Source organism: Streptomyces sp. NPDC059679 (assembly GCF_042734105.1).
GTDB lineage: Bacteria > Actinomycetota > Actinomycetes > Streptomycetales > Streptomycetaceae > Streptomyces.
Genome location: NZ_JBHWES010000018.1, coordinates 26885 through 46120, shown reverse-complemented (window position 1 = coordinate 46120; position 19236 = coordinate 26885). Strand labels below are relative to the sequence as shown.

At 71.9% G+C, this 19236-nt stretch carries 11 protein-coding genes; 8 read left to right on the top strand and 3 right to left on the bottom strand.

What is annotated here, in order from left to right:
* The first annotated feature begins 43 nt into the window (after positions 1-43).
* Complete coding sequence (locus tag ACFV2X_RS20645; RefSeq protein WP_385618284.1) at positions 44-1258, top strand: acetyl-CoA C-acetyltransferase; 1215 nt, start codon at positions 44-46, stop codon at positions 1256-1258.
* A gap of 45 nt (positions 1259-1303) precedes the next feature.
* Positions 1304-3487, top strand: coding sequence for a 3-hydroxyacyl-CoA dehydrogenase NAD-binding domain-containing protein (locus tag ACFV2X_RS20640; RefSeq protein ID WP_385618282.1), 2184 nt, complete (start codon positions 1304-1306; stop codon positions 3485-3487).
* On the opposite strand, the gene ACFV2X_RS20635 is transcribed toward ACFV2X_RS20640, so the two are convergent.
* A complete protein-coding gene (locus ACFV2X_RS20635) occupies positions 3477-4268 on the bottom strand; it encodes a MerR family transcriptional regulator (protein ID WP_385618280.1) in 792 nt (263 codons plus the stop codon). The genes ACFV2X_RS20640 and ACFV2X_RS20635 overlap by 11 nt on opposite strands.
* 319 nt (positions 4269-4587) lie before the next feature.
* On the opposite strand from ACFV2X_RS20635, the gene ACFV2X_RS20630 reads away from it, so the two are divergent.
* The 3 genes from ACFV2X_RS20630 (at position 4588) to ACFV2X_RS20620 (ending at position 12034) form a co-directional block, all read left to right on the top strand.
* Positions 4588-8343, top strand: a complete 3756-nt coding sequence (locus tag ACFV2X_RS20630) for a glycoside hydrolase family 2 TIM barrel-domain containing protein (protein ID WP_385618530.1) — start codon at positions 4588-4590, stop codon at positions 8341-8343.
* Positions 8344-8420: 77 nt separating this feature from the next.
* Positions 8421-10502 (top strand): ATP-binding protein, encoded by a 2082-nt coding sequence (locus ACFV2X_RS20625; protein WP_385618278.1) that lies wholly within the window; start codon positions 8421-8423, stop codon positions 10500-10502.
* 14 nt (positions 10503-10516) lie between these two features.
* The gene (locus ACFV2X_RS20620) at positions 10517-12034 is read left to right on the top strand and encodes an ABC transporter substrate-binding protein (protein ID WP_385618276.1); all 1518 of its coding nucleotides are present in this window, start codon (positions 10517-10519) and stop codon (positions 12032-12034) included.
* Positions 12035-12088: 54 nt separating this feature from the next.
* On the opposite strand, the gene ACFV2X_RS20615 is transcribed toward ACFV2X_RS20620, so the two are convergent.
* Complete coding sequence (locus ACFV2X_RS20615) at positions 12089-13603, bottom strand: M1 family metallopeptidase (protein WP_385618273.1); 1515 nt, start codon at positions 13601-13603, stop codon at positions 12089-12091.
* Positions 13604-13823: 220 nt separating this feature from the next.
* Here ACFV2X_RS20615 and ACFV2X_RS20610 point away from each other — a divergent pair, with 220 nt between their 5' ends.
* Complete coding sequence (locus ACFV2X_RS20610; protein WP_385618271.1) at positions 13824-15827, top strand: Xaa-Pro dipeptidyl-peptidase; 2004 nt, start codon at positions 13824-13826, stop codon at positions 15825-15827.
* A 37-nt stretch (positions 15828-15864) separates the two neighbouring features.
* Entirely contained in the window at positions 15865-17187 is a 1323-nt protein-coding gene (locus ACFV2X_RS20605; protein ID WP_385618269.1) for a M14 family metallopeptidase, read from the top strand.
* On the opposite strand, the gene ACFV2X_RS20600 is transcribed toward ACFV2X_RS20605, so the two are convergent.
* Entirely contained in the window at positions 17174-18139 is a 966-nt protein-coding gene (locus ACFV2X_RS20600; RefSeq protein WP_385618268.1) for an FAD-dependent oxidoreductase, read from the bottom strand. The two genes, ACFV2X_RS20605 and ACFV2X_RS20600, sit on opposite strands and share 14 nt — an antisense overlap.
* An 82-nt stretch (positions 18140-18221) precedes the next feature.
* Between ACFV2X_RS20600 and ACFV2X_RS20595 the strand changes: the two genes are divergently transcribed.
* Entirely contained in the window at positions 18222-19229 is a 1008-nt protein-coding gene (locus ACFV2X_RS20595; protein ID WP_385618265.1) for an oxidoreductase, read from the top strand.
* Positions 19230-19236: the final 7 nt, after the last annotated feature.

Here is a 19236-nt window from a genome sequence, read left to right as displayed (position 1 = left end):
GCGCTCTCTCTGCCTGTCCGACACCCCCCGAAAGGCTGCTGACGTGAGCACCGAAGCGTACGTATACGAGGCCATCCGCACCCCGCGGGGGCGCGGCAAGGCCGACGGGGCCCTGCACGGCACCAAGCCGGTGGACCTCGTCGTGGGCCTCATCCATGAGATCCAGCGGCGGCTGCCAGGTCTTGACCCGGCGGCCATCGACGATGTCGTGCTCGGTGTGGTCAGCCCCCTCGGGGACCAGGGCTCCGACATCGCGAAGATCGCGGCCATCGCGGCCGGCCTGCCCGATACGGTCGCGGGCGTCCAGGAGAACCGCTTCTGTGCCTCGGGCCTCGAAGCCGTCAATCTGGCGGCGGCCAAGGTCCGCTCCGGCTGGGAGGACCTGGTGCTGGCGGGCGGCGTCGAGTCGATGTCACGGGTCAAGATGGGCTCCGACGGCGGGGCCTGGTTCGCCGACCCGATGACCAACTACGAGACCGGCTTCGTCCCCCAGGGCGTCGGCGCCGACCTCATCGCCACCGTCGAGGGCTTCTCCCGCCATGACGTCGACTCGTTCGCCTCGCTCTCGCAGGAGCGCGCCGCGCTCGCGTGGAAGGAGGGCCGCTTCGACCGCTCCGTCGTCCCGGTCCGCGACCGCTCGGGCATGACCGTCCTCGACCGCGATGAGCACATCCGCCCGGGGACGACGCCCGAATCCCTGGCGCGGCTGAAGCCGTCCTTCGCCACGATCGGCGCGGCGGGCGGGTTCGATGCCGTGGCGCTGCAGAAGTACCACTGGATCGAGGCCATCGACCATGTCCACCACGCCGGAAACTCCTCCGGCATCGTGGACGGCGCGGCCCTCGTCGCCATCGGCGGCGCCGAGGTCGGCGAGCGCTACGGCCTCACCCCCCGCGCCCGTATCGTCTCCGCCGCCGTCTGCGGCGCCGACCCGACCATCATGCTGACCGGACCCGCGCCCGCCACCCGCAAGGCGCTCGCCAAGGCCGGGCTGACGATCGACGATATCGACCTGGTCGAGATCAACGAGGCCTTCGCGGCCGTCGTGCTGCGCTTCGCCAAGGACATGGGGCTCGGCCTGGACAAGATCAACGTCAATGGCGGAGCGATCGCCATGGGGCATCCGCTCGGCGCCACCGGGGCGATGATTCTGGGCACGCTCGTCGATGAGCTGGAGCGGCGCGGGCAGCGCTATGGGCTGGCCACGCTGTGCGTCGGCGGCGGCATGGGCATCGCGACGGTTGTCGAGCGCGTCTGAGCGACCGGCCCGCACCCCACGACTTCCCAGGGAGACCGAAGAACCATGAGCAGCCCCACCGCCGCGTCCGCCATCCGCTGGGAGCGCAGTGACGACGGCATCGTGACCCTCGTCCTGGACGACCCCCACCAGTCGGCCAACACCATGAACGCCGCCTTCGTCTCCTCCCTCACCGCGGTCGCCGACCGTCTGGAGGCCGAGCGGGACTCGATCCGCGGCATCGTCGTCACCTCCACCAAGAAGACCTTCTTCGCGGGCGGCGACCTCAAGGACATGATCAAGCTCGGGCCGGACGACGCCCAGCGGGCGTACGACACGAGCATGGAGGTCAAGCGCGGACTGCGCCGCATCGAGACCCTTGGCAAGCCGGTCGTCGCCGCGATGAACGGTGCCGCGCTCGGCGGAGGCTTCGAGATCGCCCTCGCCTGCCACCACCGCATCGCCCTCGACGCCCCCGGCTCCAAGATCGGCTGCCCCGAGGTCACCTTGGGCCTCCTCCCGGCCGGTGGCGGCGTCGCCCGCACGGTCCGGCTGCTCGGCGTCGCCGACGCGCTGCTGACGGTCCTGCTCGAGGGCCGGCAGTACGCCCCGCGGCGGGCGCTCAAGGCGGGCCTGGTGCACGAGGTCGTGGACTCCCCGGAAGAGATGCTGGCCAAGGCCCGCGCCTTCATCGACGCAAACCCCGAATCGCAGCAGCCCTGGGACGTCAAGGGCTACAAGATCCCCGGCGGTACCCCCGCGCATCCGAAGTTCGCCGCCAACCTGCCCGCCTACCCCGCCAATCTGCGCAAGCAGCTCAACGGCGCCCCCTACCCGGCGCCCCGTAACATCCTGGCCGCCGCCGTCGAGGGGTCGCAGGTCGACTTCGAGACCGCGCAGATCATCGAGGCCCGGTACTTCGTGGAGCTGGTCACCGGCCAGACCGCCAAGAACATGATCCAGGCGTTCTTCTTCGATCTTCAGGCGGTCAACTCCGGCGCCAGCCGGCCCGACGGTGTCGCGCCGCGCCGGGTGAGCAGGGTGGGCGTGCTGGGCGCCGGAATGATGGGTGCGGGCATCGCCTACTCCTGCGCCAAGGCGGGCATCGACGTCGTCCTGAAGGACGTGTCGCAGGAGGCCGCCGCCAAGGGCAAGGCCTATTCCGAGGGGCTGCTCGACAAAGCCCTCGCCAAGGGCCGTACGACCGAGGCCGAGCGGGACGCGCTGCTCGCCCGTATCACCCCCACTGCCGACCCCGGCGATCTGGCCGACTGTGACGCGGTCATCGAGGCGGTCTTCGAGGACCCGGCGCTCAAGCACAAGGTCTTCCAGGAGATCGAGGGCATCGTCGCCCCCGACGCGTTGTTGTGCTCCAACACCTCCACCCTCCCCATCACCATGCTTGCGGAGGGCGTCCAGCGCCCCGGCGACTTCATCGGGCTGCACTTCTTCTCGCCCGTCGACAAGATGCCGCTGGTGGAGATCATCAAGGGCGAGCGGACCGGCGAGGAGGCCCTGGCCCGCGCCTTCGATCTGGTGCGGCAGATCCGCAAGACCCCGATCGTGGTCAATGACTCGCGCGGCTTCTTCACCTCGCGCGTCATCAGCCACTTCATGAACGAGGGCGTGGCGATGGTGGCGGAGGGCGTCGACCCGGCGTCCATCGAGCAGGCCGCCGCCCAGGCCGGCTACCCCGCCAAGGTGCTGGCGCTGCTGGACGAGCTGACCCTGACCCTGCCGCGCAAGATCCGCGAGGAGACGCGGCGGGCCGTGGAGGAAGCGGGCGGCACCTGGCGGCCGCACCCCGCCGACGCGGTCATCGACCGGATGGTCGAGGAGTTCGGGCGTCCGGGCCGCGCCGGGGGCGCCGGGTTCTACGCATACGACGAGGCGACCGGTGAGCGGACCGGTCTGTGGCCCGGTCTGCGCGAGCACTTCACCAAGCCGGATGCCGCGGTGCCGTTCGAGGACATGAAGGAGCGGATGCTCTTCTCCGAGGCGCTCGACACGGTCCGGCTCCTGGAGGAAGGCGTGCTGACCTCGGTCGCCGACGCGAACATCGGCTCGATCCTCGGTATCGGCTTCCCCGGCTGGACAGGCGGCGTGCTGCAGTACATCAACGGCTACGAGGGCGGGCTGCCCGGCTTCGTCGCGCGCGCCCGCGAGCTGCGGGACCGGTACGGGGACCGCTTCGCGCCCCCGCAGCTGCTGCTGGACAAGGCCGCCAAGGGAGAGACGTTCATGGACTGACGTCGGGGACCGACGGGGCCTGCGGCTCGTCCTGCCCGTACCAACCGCGCAGCTCGCTCTTCATCGACCGCTGGAAGGCGATCACCAGCGCCTGCACCACCAGCGGCTGCATATGGGCGGACAGCGACTTCTTGGCCTTCACCCGCTCGGCGCCGGACGGGCCGGACCCGCCCTCGTGGTCCGGCCCCCACACCTCGTCGCGGAAGAGCCGGCTCAGCTCACGGGCCGCGGACCGGGTGTGTTCGAGGACGACCGTATGGGCCGCCAGAATGGTCTCGAGCGCGATTGGCACCTCCAGCAGCCGCATGCCCAGGTGCAGCACACCGGGGTCGATCCGGAAGACGTCCGGGTCATCGGTGCGCTCGAGCACATTCAGCGCGGCCAGCCGGTCGATGTCCTCCTCCGACAGCGCGCGCCCGGCCCGCCGGGCCAGCTGCTCCCGGGACGCCTCCTGCGAAGCGTCGGGAGCCCAGGAGGCCACCAGGGCGCGGTGGATGGCCAGATCGTCCGCGCTGAGGTCGGGCGGCAGCTGCCGCAGATAGCGCTCGATGGCGGACAGGGTCAGGCCGTGGTGCTGGAGTTCTTCGATCAGCGCGAGGCGGGAGAGGTGTTCGGGCCCGTAGTGGCCGACGCGGCGCGGGCCGAGTACGGGCGGCGGCAGCAGCCCGCGGGTGCCGTAGAAGCGCACCGTACGGACCGTCACCCCGGCGCGGGCCGCCAACTCGTCGACGGTGAGCGTCGGTTCCTCGGTGTCGGTGGTGGCCGTGTCGGGGATCGCCATGCGCCGCGCCTCACTCTCCGCCCTGCTGCACGATCGGGTCTGTCGGTCGGGTCCGGTGGCCCGGTCCGTCGGTCGGGTTCTCCAGTATTGCTGTCTCACCATCGGTGTGAAGCCCCTCCCTGTCCACCCCCTGTACGACGCCCCTGTTGACGCCTCACACGTCACTTAATAGCGTGCGGTGCTGTTCAACTGTGTTGGTTTTCTTCCGAATCTGTGAGGTGGGGTCGGAGTGAGTACTGAGCACAGCAAACACAACAGCGACAGACACACCAGGCACACCAGACGGGGCCTCGGCAGGCTGCTCGGCGCGGTGCTGGCGATGGCCACGGCCGCCGGGCTGAGTCTGACCACGGCGGATACGGCCCTGGGCAGCGGACCGGACGAGGGCAAGTTCCCGGCCGATGTGCACACGTACCTCGAAGACCCGGAGATGACCGGCGAGGGGCAGGAACCCCCGCACACCCTGCTGCGGCCGGACGGTCCGGACCGGAAGAAGTGGCAGCGCAGCCTGGACGGCACCTGGCGGTTCGCCATCGCCGACCGGCCCGAGGACGTGCCCCAGGGCTTCTGGAAGCAGAGCTACCGCCCATCGGCCACGCACGCCGACTCCGTCTGGAAGAGCGTGCGGGTCCCGCACACCTGGCAGACCGACGACGTCGACCACCCCCTCTTCCGGAACGTCCAGAGCGAGATGGTTCCCGACGCCCCGCCCAAGGTTCCGCGCGACATCAACCCCACCGGCGCGTACCTCCGCGACATCCAGGTGCCCAAGAGCTGGGACGGCCGGCGGCAGGTGATCCGCTTCGACGGGGTGACCTCGGGCTGGTTCCTGTGGATCAACGGCCGGTACGTCGGCTATGACCAGGGCGGCTATGTGCCCGCCGAGTTCGATGTGACCGACTATCTGCACCCGGGCACCAACCGCGTCGCCGTCCAGGTGCACCGCTGGAGCGCCGGTTCGTATCTCGAGGACTACGACCAGTGGCGCTACGCGGGCATCTTCCGCTCCGTGACGCTGTACTCCACGCCCAGGACCCGCATGGAGGACGCGTACATCACCACCGACCTCGACGACGACCACCGGGACGCGACCCTGCAGACCAAGGTCGAAATCGCCCGCGCGGACGACGACAAGAGCGGCCTGCGGCAGGTCACCGGAGTGCTCTATGACCCCAAGGGCCGCGAGGTGCGGCGGCTGACCGCCGAGGAGACCGACGGCAGGGCCGAGCTGACCGCCCGCATAGCCGACCCCGCCAAGTGGTCGGACGAGGCGCCGAACCTCTACCGGCTGGAGCTGACCCTGCGCGACCCCGCCGGAAAGGCGGCGCAGACCGTCAGCCAGAACGTCGGATTCCGCGAGATCGAGGTCAAGGACAAGCAGCTCAGGCTGAACGGCAAGCGCATCCTGATCCGCGGCGTCAACCGGGCCGAGACCGACCCGGCCACCGGCCGGCACGCCACCCGCGCCCGTATGGAGCAGGACATCCGGCTGATGAAGCGGCTGAACGTCAACGCGATCCGCACCTCCCACTACCCATCGGACCCCTACCTCTACGAGCTCGCCGACCGCGAGGGCATCCTCATCGACGACGAGATGGAGGTGGAGACCCACAGCCACGAGAACTGCCCCGACAATTGCCTGGCCGAGCGGCCCGAGTGGCAGAAGGCGTTCCTCGACCGCCACCAGGGCATGGTCGAGCGCGACAAGAACCACCCCAGCATCATCATGTGGGACACCGGCAACGAGGCCGGGCTCGGCAAGGCCCACTACGCCATGGCCGAGTGGACCCGGCGGCATGAGCCCACCCGGCCGCTTTACCACCAGTCCAACCGCCCCGACGGCGACGCGCCCTTCGCCGATATCGCCGGGCCCCGCTATCCGACCCCGGCCTCCCTGGAGACCAAGGCCAAGACGTTCACCAAGCCCATCGTGATGGGCGAGTACGCCCACGCCATGGGCAACAGCCTGGGCAACTTCCGGGAGTTCTGGGAGGTCATACGCGCCTACCCGAACGTCCAGGGCGGCTTCATCTGGGACTGGGCCGAGCAGAACATCCGCCGCCCGCTGATCACCACCCCCGATTCCTCCGGCAACCGCATCGCCGCCAGCCTGTCCGGGAAGCCCCAGGTCGTCGCGGGCAAGAGCGGCAAGGCGCTGTACCTGTCCGGCCTCGACGACTTCGTCGAGGTCTACCGCGACCCCAAGCTCGACCTCACCGGCGCATCCGTCACCCTCGACGCCCAGGTCAAACCGGCCGACACCTGGACCGGTGACTTCACCATCGTGAGCAAGGGGGACCAGTACGTCCTGCGGATGAAGGATCAGGACACCCTCGAGTTCACCCTCACCAGCGAGGGCAAGCCACGTACCGTCACCGCGCCCGTCCCCGACGGCTGGACCGGCGCCTGGCACCGCGTCACCGGTACGTACGACGGCAGCCGGCTGACCCTGTACGTGGACGGCAAGCCGCTCGCCGACACCCCCTGGACCGGCCGCATCGACTACACCGGCTTCGACCTCGGCGTCGGCCGCAACACCGACACCATGGAGGACGGCTACGCCGGACGCACCGCCCAGGGCACCGTCGACCAGGTCCGCGTCTACGGCACGGCGCTCACCCCCGGGCAGCTCGCCGCGGACGAGGACCCCGAGCGCGAGGCGCTGATCGCCCTGGACTTCGACGACTTCACCCGCAAGGGAAGCTATCTCTCCTACGGCCTGTACGAGTCCGGCGTGGACGGGCTGATCACCGCCGACCGCGCCCCCGAGCCGGAGACGGCCCAGCTCGCCTGGGTGCAGGCGCCCATCCGGATCACCGCCCCCACCGGCACCGATCCGCGCTCCGGCCAGGTGAAGGTCACCAACGAGCGCGCCTTCACCGGCACCTGCGACCTCAGACTGCGCTGGCGGGTCACCCAGGGCGCGAACACCGTCGCGAGCGGAGACCGCGCGCTGGACGTCGGCCCCGGCGACAGCGCCGATGTCCAGCTGCCCGCCCTGCCCGCCAACCCCGGCGGATACGAGCGGTACCTCACCGTCCAGGCCGTCACCGCGCGGGACACCGACTGGGCGAAGGCCGGACACGTCGTATCGTTCGGCCAGTTCGCGGTGGGCGGCGACAAGGTGCCGGAACCGGTGGCGGCCGCCGATGCCGAAACCGACGCCAACGCCGACCGCCCTGCCTCGGCCGACGACAGCGCCGAGAGCGTGGAGGTGACCGGCGAGGGCTTCCGCTACACCTTCGGGAAGAAGGACGGCACGCTCACGTCCATGCGCGTCGGCGGACGCGAGCTGCTGCGCTCCGGCCCCGAGCTTGACGCCTGGCGCGCCCCGATCAGCAACGAACGCTCCGACTGGGGCACCGCCGAGGGCAAGCGGTGGCGCGCCCTCGGGCTCGACCGGCTGCGCACCACCGTGGACGGGGTGGACGTGACCCCCGCGGACGACGGCACGGTCACCGTCACCGTCCGCTCCACCGCCGCCGCGCCCGATGTGACCGGGGCGTCCTTCGAGCAGACCGTCGACTACCAGGTCGACGGCTCCGGCCGGATCGACGTACGGCACCGGGTCGAGGCGCGCGGCGCGTTCCGCACGCTGTCGTATCTGCCGCGCATCGGCCTGAAACTGCGGGTACCCGAACGGTACGACACCTTCCGGTGGTACGGCCGCGGCCCCGTGGAGAACTTCGACGACCGCAAGGACGGCACCCCCATGGGCGTGTGGTCCAGCTCCGTCCAGGACCAGTACGTCGAATATCTCAAGCCCCAGGACCACGGCAACCACGACGACGTCCGCTGGGCCTCGCTCACCGACACCGCCGGCCGCGGGCTGCTGGTCTCGGGCGACCTGGAGGCCGGCGCCACCGCGTACGACGAACTCGACCGCGCCGCCTATCCGCACTTCCTCAAGCGCAACGCGGGCTGGTACACCCTGCACGCCGACCACGCGGTCACCGGCGCCGGCGACACCCCCAACCCGGTCCGCGAGCAGTACCGGGTCAGGGCCGACCAACCGTACGACTACACCCTGACGCTGCGTCCGCTCACCGGGAAGGAGGATGCGTCGAACGGGTGAACGTCTTGTGTCCCCGTCGCATCGGCGTGTAGGAAGACGCACGAGGGAACTTGGCACCGGGGGGACGGGGGAGTGCCATGCGCCGCGAGTGGGCGGGGGAGTCCGAGCGGGACCGGGCCGTGGAGGCCTATGTCGAAGCACGGCTGAGACGTGAGGGTGACGGCGGGCGCGGGCCCGGCCTCGGCCGGGCCCGCGCATCCGGCGCCCAACTGGACGCCACCTTGCTGCTCGGCCCGCGCGGCAGCGGCAAGACCACCCTGCTGCGCCATCTGGAGCGATGGGCCGAGCGCGCGCCTGTCGCCCGGCTCGACCTGGCCGACCTCGGCCAGAAGGGCGGCAAGCCGATCGACGCGCTCACCGGTCTGGTCTTCCGGCTCAACGCGCGCAAGGCCGACTTCCCCAAGCTGGACTTCCCCTCGTTCGGCCTGCTGGTCATGGCCGTGGCCGCCGAGGTGGACGGGATCGACCGGGACACCGCCGTACGGGACATGGCGGACGCGCTGGCCGGCCCGGAGAGCCGCCGCCTGGAGGTGCTGGGGCGGCTCGCGGAGGCCGTGTCCAGCGCCGTCGGCGCGCCCGGGCTGGTCGGCGCCGCCCTGCCGCTGCTGCCCGACTGGCAGCGCGGCTGGGGTCGGCTGCGCACCCGCCGACGACTCCGCCGGATCCGCCGCACCGCGCCGCAGCAGTCCCACGACACATTCCTCCTCGAACTCAACCAGCGCTACGGCGCCGGCGAGGACGAGGAGCGCAAGCGGGCCGAGGCGGTGCTCTTCGCGGCCTTCCTGGACGATCTGCGCCGGGCCTACCGCACCCGCGGTGGCGACCGGCGGCGCACCTCGCGCTGTCTGGTGCTGCTCGACAACGTCGACTCCACCCTCGGCAGCGACTTCCTCGAACACCTGCTGGAGGCGCGCCGGGAGGCCGACGACCCGGACCCGCTGGTGGTCGTGGCCGCCGCGGGCAGCTACCCGAGGGTGTTCGAGGACCATGCGTGGGGCGGCGCGCCGCAGCCCGGCGCGTACCCGGGGCGCTGGGACAGCGGCGAGGAGTTCCGGCCGGCCCAGGTCGTCAGGGGGCTGCGCGTCGGCCAGCTGCGCGATCTGCGCCGGCTCGAAGTCGAGCGGCAGGCGAAGGAGGTGCTGCGGGCGGCCGGGCGCGACGTACGGGCGCCGCGGGTCGACAGCGGCGTCAAATGGCTCGGCTGGGCGGCGTACGAGCTGACCCGGGGGCAGCCCGCCGCCACCGCCGCGGTGCTGGAGGCGCTGCTCGGCGCCGGCCCCACCACGGACTGGGACGAGCGGCTGCGGCGGGTCCTCGATCCGTTCGGGGAGTTGGTGGACGGCCTTCTGGACCGACTGCTGCCCATCGACGCGAGCAGAGAGCTGGTCCGGGCGCTCACCCGCGCGGCCGCGTCGGTCGACCTGGCCCACGCGGGCGCCGCCGGACAGCTGTGGGGCGAGGCCAACGCGGCGGTGCAGAAGGAGTTCGACGACTTCTGCGCGGATGTGCTCTGCACGATGCACATCGACACCGGCGACCGGGCCGCCGACGGGCGGGCCGAGACCCTGCACCCGGTGCTGCGCCTGTTGCTGCTGCGCAAACTGGCCGCGCTGGACCCCACCCGGGGCGCGTCCGGCCCGGACGGCTGGGACGCCACCCACGCCGCGCTGCGCGCCCAGGCCCAGGAGGCGGGGAAGCCCGGTCTGGCCGCCTACCACGCGCTCGCCCTGGGCGATCTGCCCGCCGCGGCGGGCTACCTGAACGAGCGCTTCGGCCTGATCGCCGCCGAGGACTGGTGCGCCGAGCTGTGCCGGCTGCGCCGGGCACCGCTGCGCCCGCTCGGCCCCGACGCCCCCCACCGGCCGCCCTGGGAGCGCTACGAGGCGCTGGTCGACTTCCTCAACGAGGGCGAGATAGAGAGCCGGCTGCGTACCGTCACCCGGCTGCTGGCGGCGAGCTGGATCAGCCCCGAGCCCCGGCCGGCCCCGGCCACCGACCGGGTCGGGGACCCGTACCGCGATCCGCTCGGTGATCTGTACGCCGAGCTGTACGGGGAGATCGCCGCCCGCTTCAGGACGCTGGCGGCGCACACGGAGAGCGTGAGCTGGGACCGCACGCTGCTGGCGAAGGCGGCGCAGTACGAAGGGAAACCGTGGTGAGCGGCAGGATGTACGTGCCACCGAGACCCCCGTCCCGGCGGGGTCTGCGGGCCGTGGTGGCCCTGGCCGTCGTCATCTGCCTCGTGCTGGCGGGCGTGTGGTGGCTCCGCGACTCCGGGCCCGCGCGCTGTGCCGAGGGGGCCTGGCAGCGGGGGCCCGGCGGGGAGTGCGTCGGGGTGAGCGACGGCTCGTACGTCTTCAGCCCCGAGCTCAAGGAGGTCAGCGAGAAGATCCGCGCCGAGAACCGCAGGGTGGAGGAGTCGGGCGACCCCTGGGTCACGATCGCCTACACCGAGTCCATGACGAGCAGAAAGGGCGGTCCGCGCGCGAACGACCGCGGGCCCGAGGTGGTCCGGGAGGCCATCGAGGGCGCGTATCTGGCGCAGCGCGAGCTCAACGACCCCGAAAGCGGCCACGGCCGCACCCCGCAGCTCAAGCTGCTGCTCGCCAACAGCGGACAGGGCGGCGAACAGTGGCGGCCGCTCGTGGACCAGCTGATCGGAATGTCGAAGGACGAGAAACTGGTGGGGGTCGCGGGCTTCGGGCAGAGCCTGGAGACCACGAAGTCCGCCGTGGACGCGCTGCGCAAGGCGGAGATCCCCATGGTCGGCGCGACGGTCGCGGCCGACGGGCTGTCCACCGAGAAGCCGGTGTTCTTCCGGGTGTCCTCGCCCAACCGGGACCAGACCGCCATCGCCGCCAAATACCTGAAGGGCCGGCAGGACGACGACCCTCGCTTCCGGGTCGAGGTCGTCAAGGACATCAAGCATGACGACTCGTACAACGAGACCCTTGACCAGGACTTCAACCGGGCGCGGCGCGCCGAGGAGGTGAAGCTGGTGACCGGTGAGGGGCACTCCTTCGTCTCCGGCAGCACCTCGACCGAAACCGCCCTCGCCTCGATCGCCGAGACCATCTGCCTCCCGGAACGGTCGATCAAGGCCGTCTACTTCGCCGGTCGCGGACGGGAGTTGAAGTACTTCCTCCAGGCCCTGACGGCGCCCGGCAGGCGGTGCGATCTCACGGTGCTCTCCGGCTCCAGCGCGATAGGAGTCTTCTTCGACCCCACGGCGAAAGACGGGCTCGCGGTCGCCGGTGACGTGCTCACCCGCTGGAAGCACAGCCGCATCAAGGTCCTCTATACCGCCTACGCCCACCCTGACGCCGTGGCGAAGATCTATCCGCGCCGCGGCGAGAACCCCTACCCCGCCTTCCGGAAGGCGTACCACGACGCCGGATTCGGCGGCGACCGGGAGTTGCAGAACGGCCAGGCCATGATGGGGCACGACGCGGTGCTCTGCCTGGGCAAGGCCGCCCGCCTGGCGGAGGCCCCGCAGGGGAGGGAGGCGGTGGACGCGGCGGGCGTGCGGAACATGCTGCTGCAGATCGGGAAGCGGTCCGAGCTGCCCGGCCTCAGCGGGCTGATCGCCTTCGACGAGCGGGGGAACCCGAAGGGCAAACCCATGGCCCTGGTGGAGCTCAGCCCCGCCGAGGGAGCCCACTACGTGTACCGAGGCACCGTGTCCCCGTAGCCACAGCGCTGAGCGAAGGGGCGAGGCCCCGGCAGGGGCCTCGCCCGGCGGACGTCAGTGGCTTCCGTGGACGGTGTCCGTCGCGTGGATCGCCCGCCACGACTTCGGCCGCGCCGCCCCCGCGCCCGTCGCCGCATCCGCGCCCCCACCCGCCCCGATCCCGTTCGCCCGCGCGGCCGGCGCGCTCGGCTTGGACGCGGTGAACAGCCAGGTGTCGAAGAGGGTCCCGAGCGGCCGGCCCGAGACCTTCTCGGCGTATGTCTCGAAGTCGCGTACCGACCCGTTCCCGTAGCGCCGCTCCGTGGGCCACCCCTTGAGGATCGCGAAGAAGTCCTCGTCACCGACCTCGTTGCGCAGCGCCTGCAGCGCGATCGCCCCGCGGTCGTACACCGCCGCGTGGAACTGGTTGTCCGGCCCCGGGTCACCCGGCTTGACCGTCCAGAACGCGTCCTCGGCCGGATGCTGCGCGTACACATGGTCCGCGAGCTCCTGCGCCGTGCCCTCGCCCTCCTTCTCCGACCACAGCCACTGCGCGTAGCGCGCGAAGCCCTCGTTGACCCAGATGTCGCGCCAGTCCTTCACCGAGACGCTGTCGCCGTACCACTGGTGGGCCAGCTCATGGACCACCACCGAGACGTTCGAGCCGCTTGCGAACTGCCGGGGGCTGTAGAACGGGCGGGTCTGGGTCTCCAGCGCGTAGCTCGTCCCCACATTGGGCACATAGCCGCCCAGCGCGTTGAAGGGGTAGGGGCCGAAGACCCCGCTGAGCCAGTCCGCGACCTCGGCCGTCCGCTCGACGCTCGCGCGCGCCGCGCCCGCGTTGTCGCCCAGGTCCTTGCTGTACGCGTTGATGACCGGCAGGCCGTTCGCGGTGGTGTCGGTGGTGATGTCGAACTTGCCGACGGCGAGGGTGGCGAGATAGGTGGCCTGGGGCCGGTTGGAGCGCCAGCTGTAGCGCGTCCAGCCCAGCCGTGAAGTGGTCGACTGGAGCGTGCCGTTGCTGATCGCCTGGGTGCCGTCGGGCACCGCGACCGATACGTCGTAGGTGGCCTTGTCGAGCGGGTGGTCATTGCTCGGGAACCACCACCACGCCGCCTCCGGCTCGTTCGCCGCGACTCCGCCGTCCGGGGTGCGCAGCCAGGCCGTATACCCCTTGACCTGCACCTTGGAGGGTGTGCCGCGGTAGCGCACGACGACGGTGAAGGGGCGGCCGGAGTCGAGCGGGGCGGCCGGGGTGATCTCCAGTTCATGGTCGCCGCTCGTCGCGAACGCCGCCTTCTTGCCGCCCACCAGCACCTCGCGCACCTCGAGCGCGAAGTCGAGGTTGAAGCGGGACAGGTCCTGGGCGGCGGTGGCCACGACCGTCGCCGTGCCCTCCAGTCGGTCGGTGGCCGGCTGGTAGGCCAGCCGCAGGTCGTAGTGGGAGACGTCGTACCCGCCGTTGCCGTAGTCGGGGTAGTACGAGTCCCCGATGCCGGGCGCGCCCGGGGTGGCTTCGGCAGCCGAGGCCGGAACCGCCAGCAGCAGGCACGCGGCGGCCGCGCTCGGGACGGTGAGTCTGTGACGCACGGGTCCTCCAACTGGTCGACGCACGGGTCCTCCAACTCGTCGGGGAGAACGATCACTGCAGACCCTAGGTACTCGCCGAGGACCCCTCCTGTCCATCACCCCGGGCGACACACGATCGACATCCGGTCGACATCAGCGGCCACCTCGGCCCCACAGAGATCGGAGTGCCCTCTTCTGTACGGGAGTTGACTCGCGCTACGGTCCGCCCGTGCTGCTCTGTATGCGGAAGCCCCGCCACGCAAGGACACGGATCGTGCTCCGACCACTAGCGGCCGCCGCCCTGGCGGCCCTCGCAGCGACATTCATATCTCCCCTCGGCACACCGGCGGCCCAGGCCGCCGAGCGGGAAAGCAGACCGATCTACTCATACGACAAAGCGATCCGCGAATCCGTATGGGTGGACACCGGACTTGACGGCGACTCGGACGGCAGGACCGACCGGGTCGCCGTCGATATCGTGCGCCCCGGCGAACCCGCCCAGCAGGGCCGCCGGATCCCGGTGATCATGGATGCGAGTCCGTACTACTCCTGCTGCGGGCGCGGCAATGAGAGCCAGAAGAAAACCTATGACGCGGCCGGCAAGCCGGTCCTCTTCCCGCTCTTCTACGACAACTACTTCGTGCCGCGCGGCTACGCCACCGTCCTGGTCGACCTCGCCGGGACCAACCGCTCCGACGGCTGTGTGGACGTCGGCGGCCGCTCCGACATCCAGTCCGCCAAGGCCGTCGTCGACTGGCTGAACGGCCGCGCCACCGGCTACACCACCCGCACCGGCACCGCGACCGTCACGGCCGACTGGTCCAACGGCGCCACCGGCATGATCGGAAAGAGCTACGACGGGACCGTCGCCAACGGCGTCGCGGCCACCGGCGTCAAGGGCCTGAAGACCATCGTGCCGATCAGCGCCATCTCCTCCTGGTACGACTACTACTTCGCCAAGGGCGCCCCGCTCTTCGACAGTGGCCCCGACGGCCTCTCGGACGGCGTCGAGAGCGACGACGCGCACGCGCGCTGCGCCGCCGTACAGCGGGAGCTCGTCGACGGCGCCCCGCGCAACGGCGACTGGACCGATCTGTGGACCGGGCGCGACTACGTCCCCGGCGCCGACAAGGTGCGCGCCAGCGTCTTCGCCGTCCACGGGATGCAGGACCTCAACGTCCGTACCAAACACCTCGGTCAGTGGTGGAACGGGCTCGCCGACGCCGGCGTGGAGCGGAAGATCTGGCTCTCGCAGACCGGGCACGTCGACCCCTTCGACTTCCGCCGCGCGGAGTGGGTGAGCACCTTGCACCGCTGGTTCGACCACTATCTGCTCGGCATCGACAACGGCATCGAGCGCGAGCCCATGGCCGATGTCGAACGCGCCCCCGACCGCTGGGCCACCGACCGCTCCTGGCCACCCGTCGGCACCCGCCCGACCACGCTGCGGCCGCGCTCCGGACAGACCCCAGGCGTCGGCGTCCTGGGCACCGAACCGGCCGAACCCGGCGCCACCGAGACGTTCACCGACGACCCGAGGCTGAGCGAGGCCGACTGGGCCGCCCGGATCGACCAGCCGACGGCCGCCAAGGCCGGATTCGCCACCGCGCCGCTGACGAAGGACCTGCGGCTCGCGGGCTCCGGGACGGTCACGGTCACCGCGACCCCCTCCACCTCCTCCGCGCATCTGTCCGCGGTCGTGGTGGACCTCGGCCCGGACACCATCCGCAACTACACAGGCGACGCCGAAGGCATCCGCACCCTCGCCGACCGGACCTGTTGGGGCAGCGGCACGGCGGGCGACAGCGGCTGCTTCAAGCGGACCGAGGCGGATACGGCGAGCGTCGGCTACACCGTCCTCAGCCGCGGCTGGGCCGACCTCGGCCACTGGGGGGACGACGGGAAGGGCCGCCCGCTGACCCCCGGCAAGCCCTACACCATCACCCTCGACCTCGCCGCCACGGACCACATCGTCCGCGCGGGCCACCGACTGGCCCTCATCGTCGCCGGTACGGACGCGGGCCTGATCGAACCGGCGGACACCAAGCCCACGGTCACGGTCGACCTGGCCCGGACCCAGGCCCGGCTGCCCCTGACCGGCGGCGCCCCGGCGCTCGCCCGGGCCACCGCGGGCACCCCGGCCGACGCCGCCACTGCCCCGGCCGACGCCGCCACCGCCTCGCCCGAGGCCGCCCCGCTGAAGGGCGTCCCCGAGCCGCGCCACCAGTCCCGGCTGCCCCAGTAACAGACTCCGGCCCCCTCACCCAAGGAGACCCCACTCCGTGACATCCGCGATCTCCCGCATCCCCCTGCTCCGCGCCGCGGCGGCCGGCGCCGTCGCGCTGCTGACCACATCGTTGCTCGCCGCGCCCGCCCACGCCGGAACCTCGAAGCCCCGCACCGGCTTCGAGACCAGCGACGGCGCGCGCTGGACCACCGAGCCGGAGGAGGAGCGCTTCCTCGCCGCGGTCGACGCCGCGAGCGCGCGCGTCGCCGTCGACCGCATCGGCACCACCGCGCAGGGCCGCCCGCTGCGCCTGGTGCGGATCGGCGCGCCCGCCGCCCCGGCCCGTACCGCGAACGCCAATACGCTGCTGCTCATCTGCTCACAGCACGGCGACGAGCCGTCCGGCCGCGAGGCCTGCCTGTCCACCGTCCGCGACCTCGCCTACGCCAAGGACGCCCGGACCAAGCGCTTCCTGGAGCGCACCAACGTCCTCGTCATCCCGACCGCCAACCCCGACGGCCGCGCCGCCGACACCCGCGAGAACTCCGAGGGCGTCGACATCAACCGCGACCACATCGCCCTCAAGACCGCGGAGTCCCGCGCGACGGCCGCCGTCCTCCGCGACTGGCGGCCCGACACCGTCTACGACCTCCACGAGTACGGGGCCACCGTTCCGTACTACATGAAGGACCTGCTGGCGCTGTGGCCGCGCAACCTCAACACCGCGGACCCCGTGCACCAGGAGGCGCGTACGCTCTCCGACTCCTACGTTCGGCCGCACGCCGAGCAGGCGGGCTTCGGCACCGGCGTCTACGGCATCTGGACCGACCCGGAAACCGGTGATCCCATCAAACAGGTCGCGGGCGACGGCCAGGAGCGGATCCTGCGCAACACCGCCGGGGTCAAGCACTCCGTCGGCCTGCTCGTCGAGACGCGCGTCGACCCGCTCACCGACGCCGAGAAGGCCGACCCCGCGGTCAACAACCGCCGCCGGGTGGGCTCCCAACTCGCCGCGCTCGACGGCGCCTTCGCCTTCACCGGCGAGCGGCGCGGGCGTATCGAGGCCGCCACCACCCGCGCCCGGCTGACCGGCTACGCCGACCGCGGCCCGGTCTACCTCGGCGGCGGCGACAACGACCCGGCGGGCCCGGAGGAAACCCTCGCCGACCCGCCGTGCGGCTATCTGCTCGACGCCGGACAGTACGCGCAGGTGAAGGACGAACTCGCGCTGCACGGCGTCACGGTGCGCCCCCGGCGCGGCGGCGCGGACGGCGCCTTCGTACCGCTGCGCCAGTCGCTGCGCGCGCTGGTGCCGCTGCTCCTCGACGGCCGCGCCACCTACCACCTGACCGAGGGGCAGCCGGTCAACGGCTGCTGACCAGTTCGGCCGCTTCCTCCGCACAGCCCCAGGCGACGGTGACGCCCGCCCCGCCGTGTCCGTAGTTGTGCAGGAGCCGGGAGAGTCGGACACCGTCCGCCGCGGTGTCCGCCTCAAGACGCACCCGCGACCGGGCCGGGCGCAGCCCCACCCGGTGCCCGATGACGCGCGCGTCCGCCAGCCGGGGATGGACGCGGGCGCAGCGGGCCACGATGGCCTCGGCCGTCGCCGGGTCGGGCATCGGATCCCAGACGTCCTCCCGGGCGGTGCCGCCGAGGATCACCCCGTACGGCTGGGGCAGCACGTACAGGGTGGCCGCCGAGCCCGGGTCGGCGGCCACGAACCACTCGTCGACGCCCGGGTTCTCCACCAGCACCAACTGGCCCTGCACCGGGCGCACCTCGGCGTCCGGCACCAGATCGCGGGCGCCGAGACCGGTGCAGTTGACGACGAGCGGCGCCTCCCGCGCGGCCTCGGCCAACGTGGCCACGGCGCGCCGCTCGACGGTGCCGCCCGCCGCCTCAAGACGTCGCCGCAGATACCCGAGATATGTCGGCATGTCGACCACCGGGACCCGGGCCCGCAGACCGTGGCTCCAGCCCTCCGGCAGCTCCTCGCGGCGCGCCGGGCGCAGCCCCGGCACCTCGGCGGCCCAGGGGCCGAGGTCCCCGAGGCCGGTGCCCGCCAGCGTCCCGTCGACCATCCGGACGCCGGTCTCCTCGGGCCTGGCGGCCAGTTCGGCGAGTACGCCGAGGGTACGCAGGGACCAGGCGCCCACCTTCTCCTCCGGCTCGACGCGGTACGGCCACCACAGCCCGCCCGCCACCGCCGAGGTGGTGTCCCCGATCGGGTCCCGGCTCCACACCGCTACCCGCCGGCCGCTCTCGGCCAGCACGATGGCACTTGTCAGGCCGATGACCCCGGCGCCGACGACTATCGCATCGCTCGTCATGCCCGGAGGTTACGCCCCTGAGGTGCGGTATCGCCGGAGCGTGCTGCGCGGTGACGGTGCCCGATATGGGAATACTTGGGCCATGACCTCCGAGTACGCGACTTTCGGCCTCGCGCCGGCGATGCGCGCCGGCGGCGTGCTGTCCAAGGGCGCGTACCAGATACACCGCGACTTCCTGGACTTCATCGTCGACGGCAGACCGCTGCTGTCGCGCCTGGCCGACCTCGACGCGGTCTCACCGCTCGCCGCCGACCTCGGCCCCACCATCTTCACCGCCCAGGTGCGCGGTCTGCTGCTGGAGACCGAGGCGCCGCTGCCCGCAGGCCGCCGCGTCCTCTATGGCTGCCCCGAATGCGTCGGCCTTGAGTGCGGTGTGGTCACGGCGGTCATCGAGCGCGACGGACCGGACGTCGTCTGGCGCGACTTCGCCTGGCAGACCGACGACACCCCGGACATCTACCCCGACCTCGGCCCGTACCGCTTCCACGGCGGGCAGTACCGCGCCGAGTTGGAGCGGCTGCTCGCCCTCGAGGCCCCGGCGGGGCGCCGGGTGCTGCTCGTGGGGCAGCGCGCCGCCTTCCTCGCCAAGCTCGCCGCGGCGCTGCGCACCATCGGCATCGGCGCCGAGATCTCCCGGGACGCGGCGGCCGCCCACGCCGACGAGCTGCGCGGATACGGCGTCGTGGCCTTCGGCCGGACGGTCGGCCCCGAGGAGCGCGCCGCCGTGCGCGACGCGTTCGCGGCGGCGGGCGCAGGCGCGGTCTTCGTGGCCGAATCAGCCCCGATCGTCCCCCTCCTCGTCGCCCGGATCGAACAGGCCCTGGACCGCTCCCCCCAGGAGCAGCGGCGGCTGGCCGGGCTCAGGGCCGCGGGCGGCGAGGCGGTGCTGGAGGTCGTCGCCCGGTGCCGGGTGCGCCTCGTCGCCCACCGCCTCGACCGGCTCGGCCGCCCCCGCACCCACGATCTGTTCGACGGCCGGCTTGAGCCGGGCGTCCATCGCATCCTCCTGGACGCGCGGGTCGTACGGGGGGACGCCTTCGTGGTCGCCCGCACCTCCAGCACCGTTCTGGTGGCCCCGGTGGGCCGCTGACGGAAAC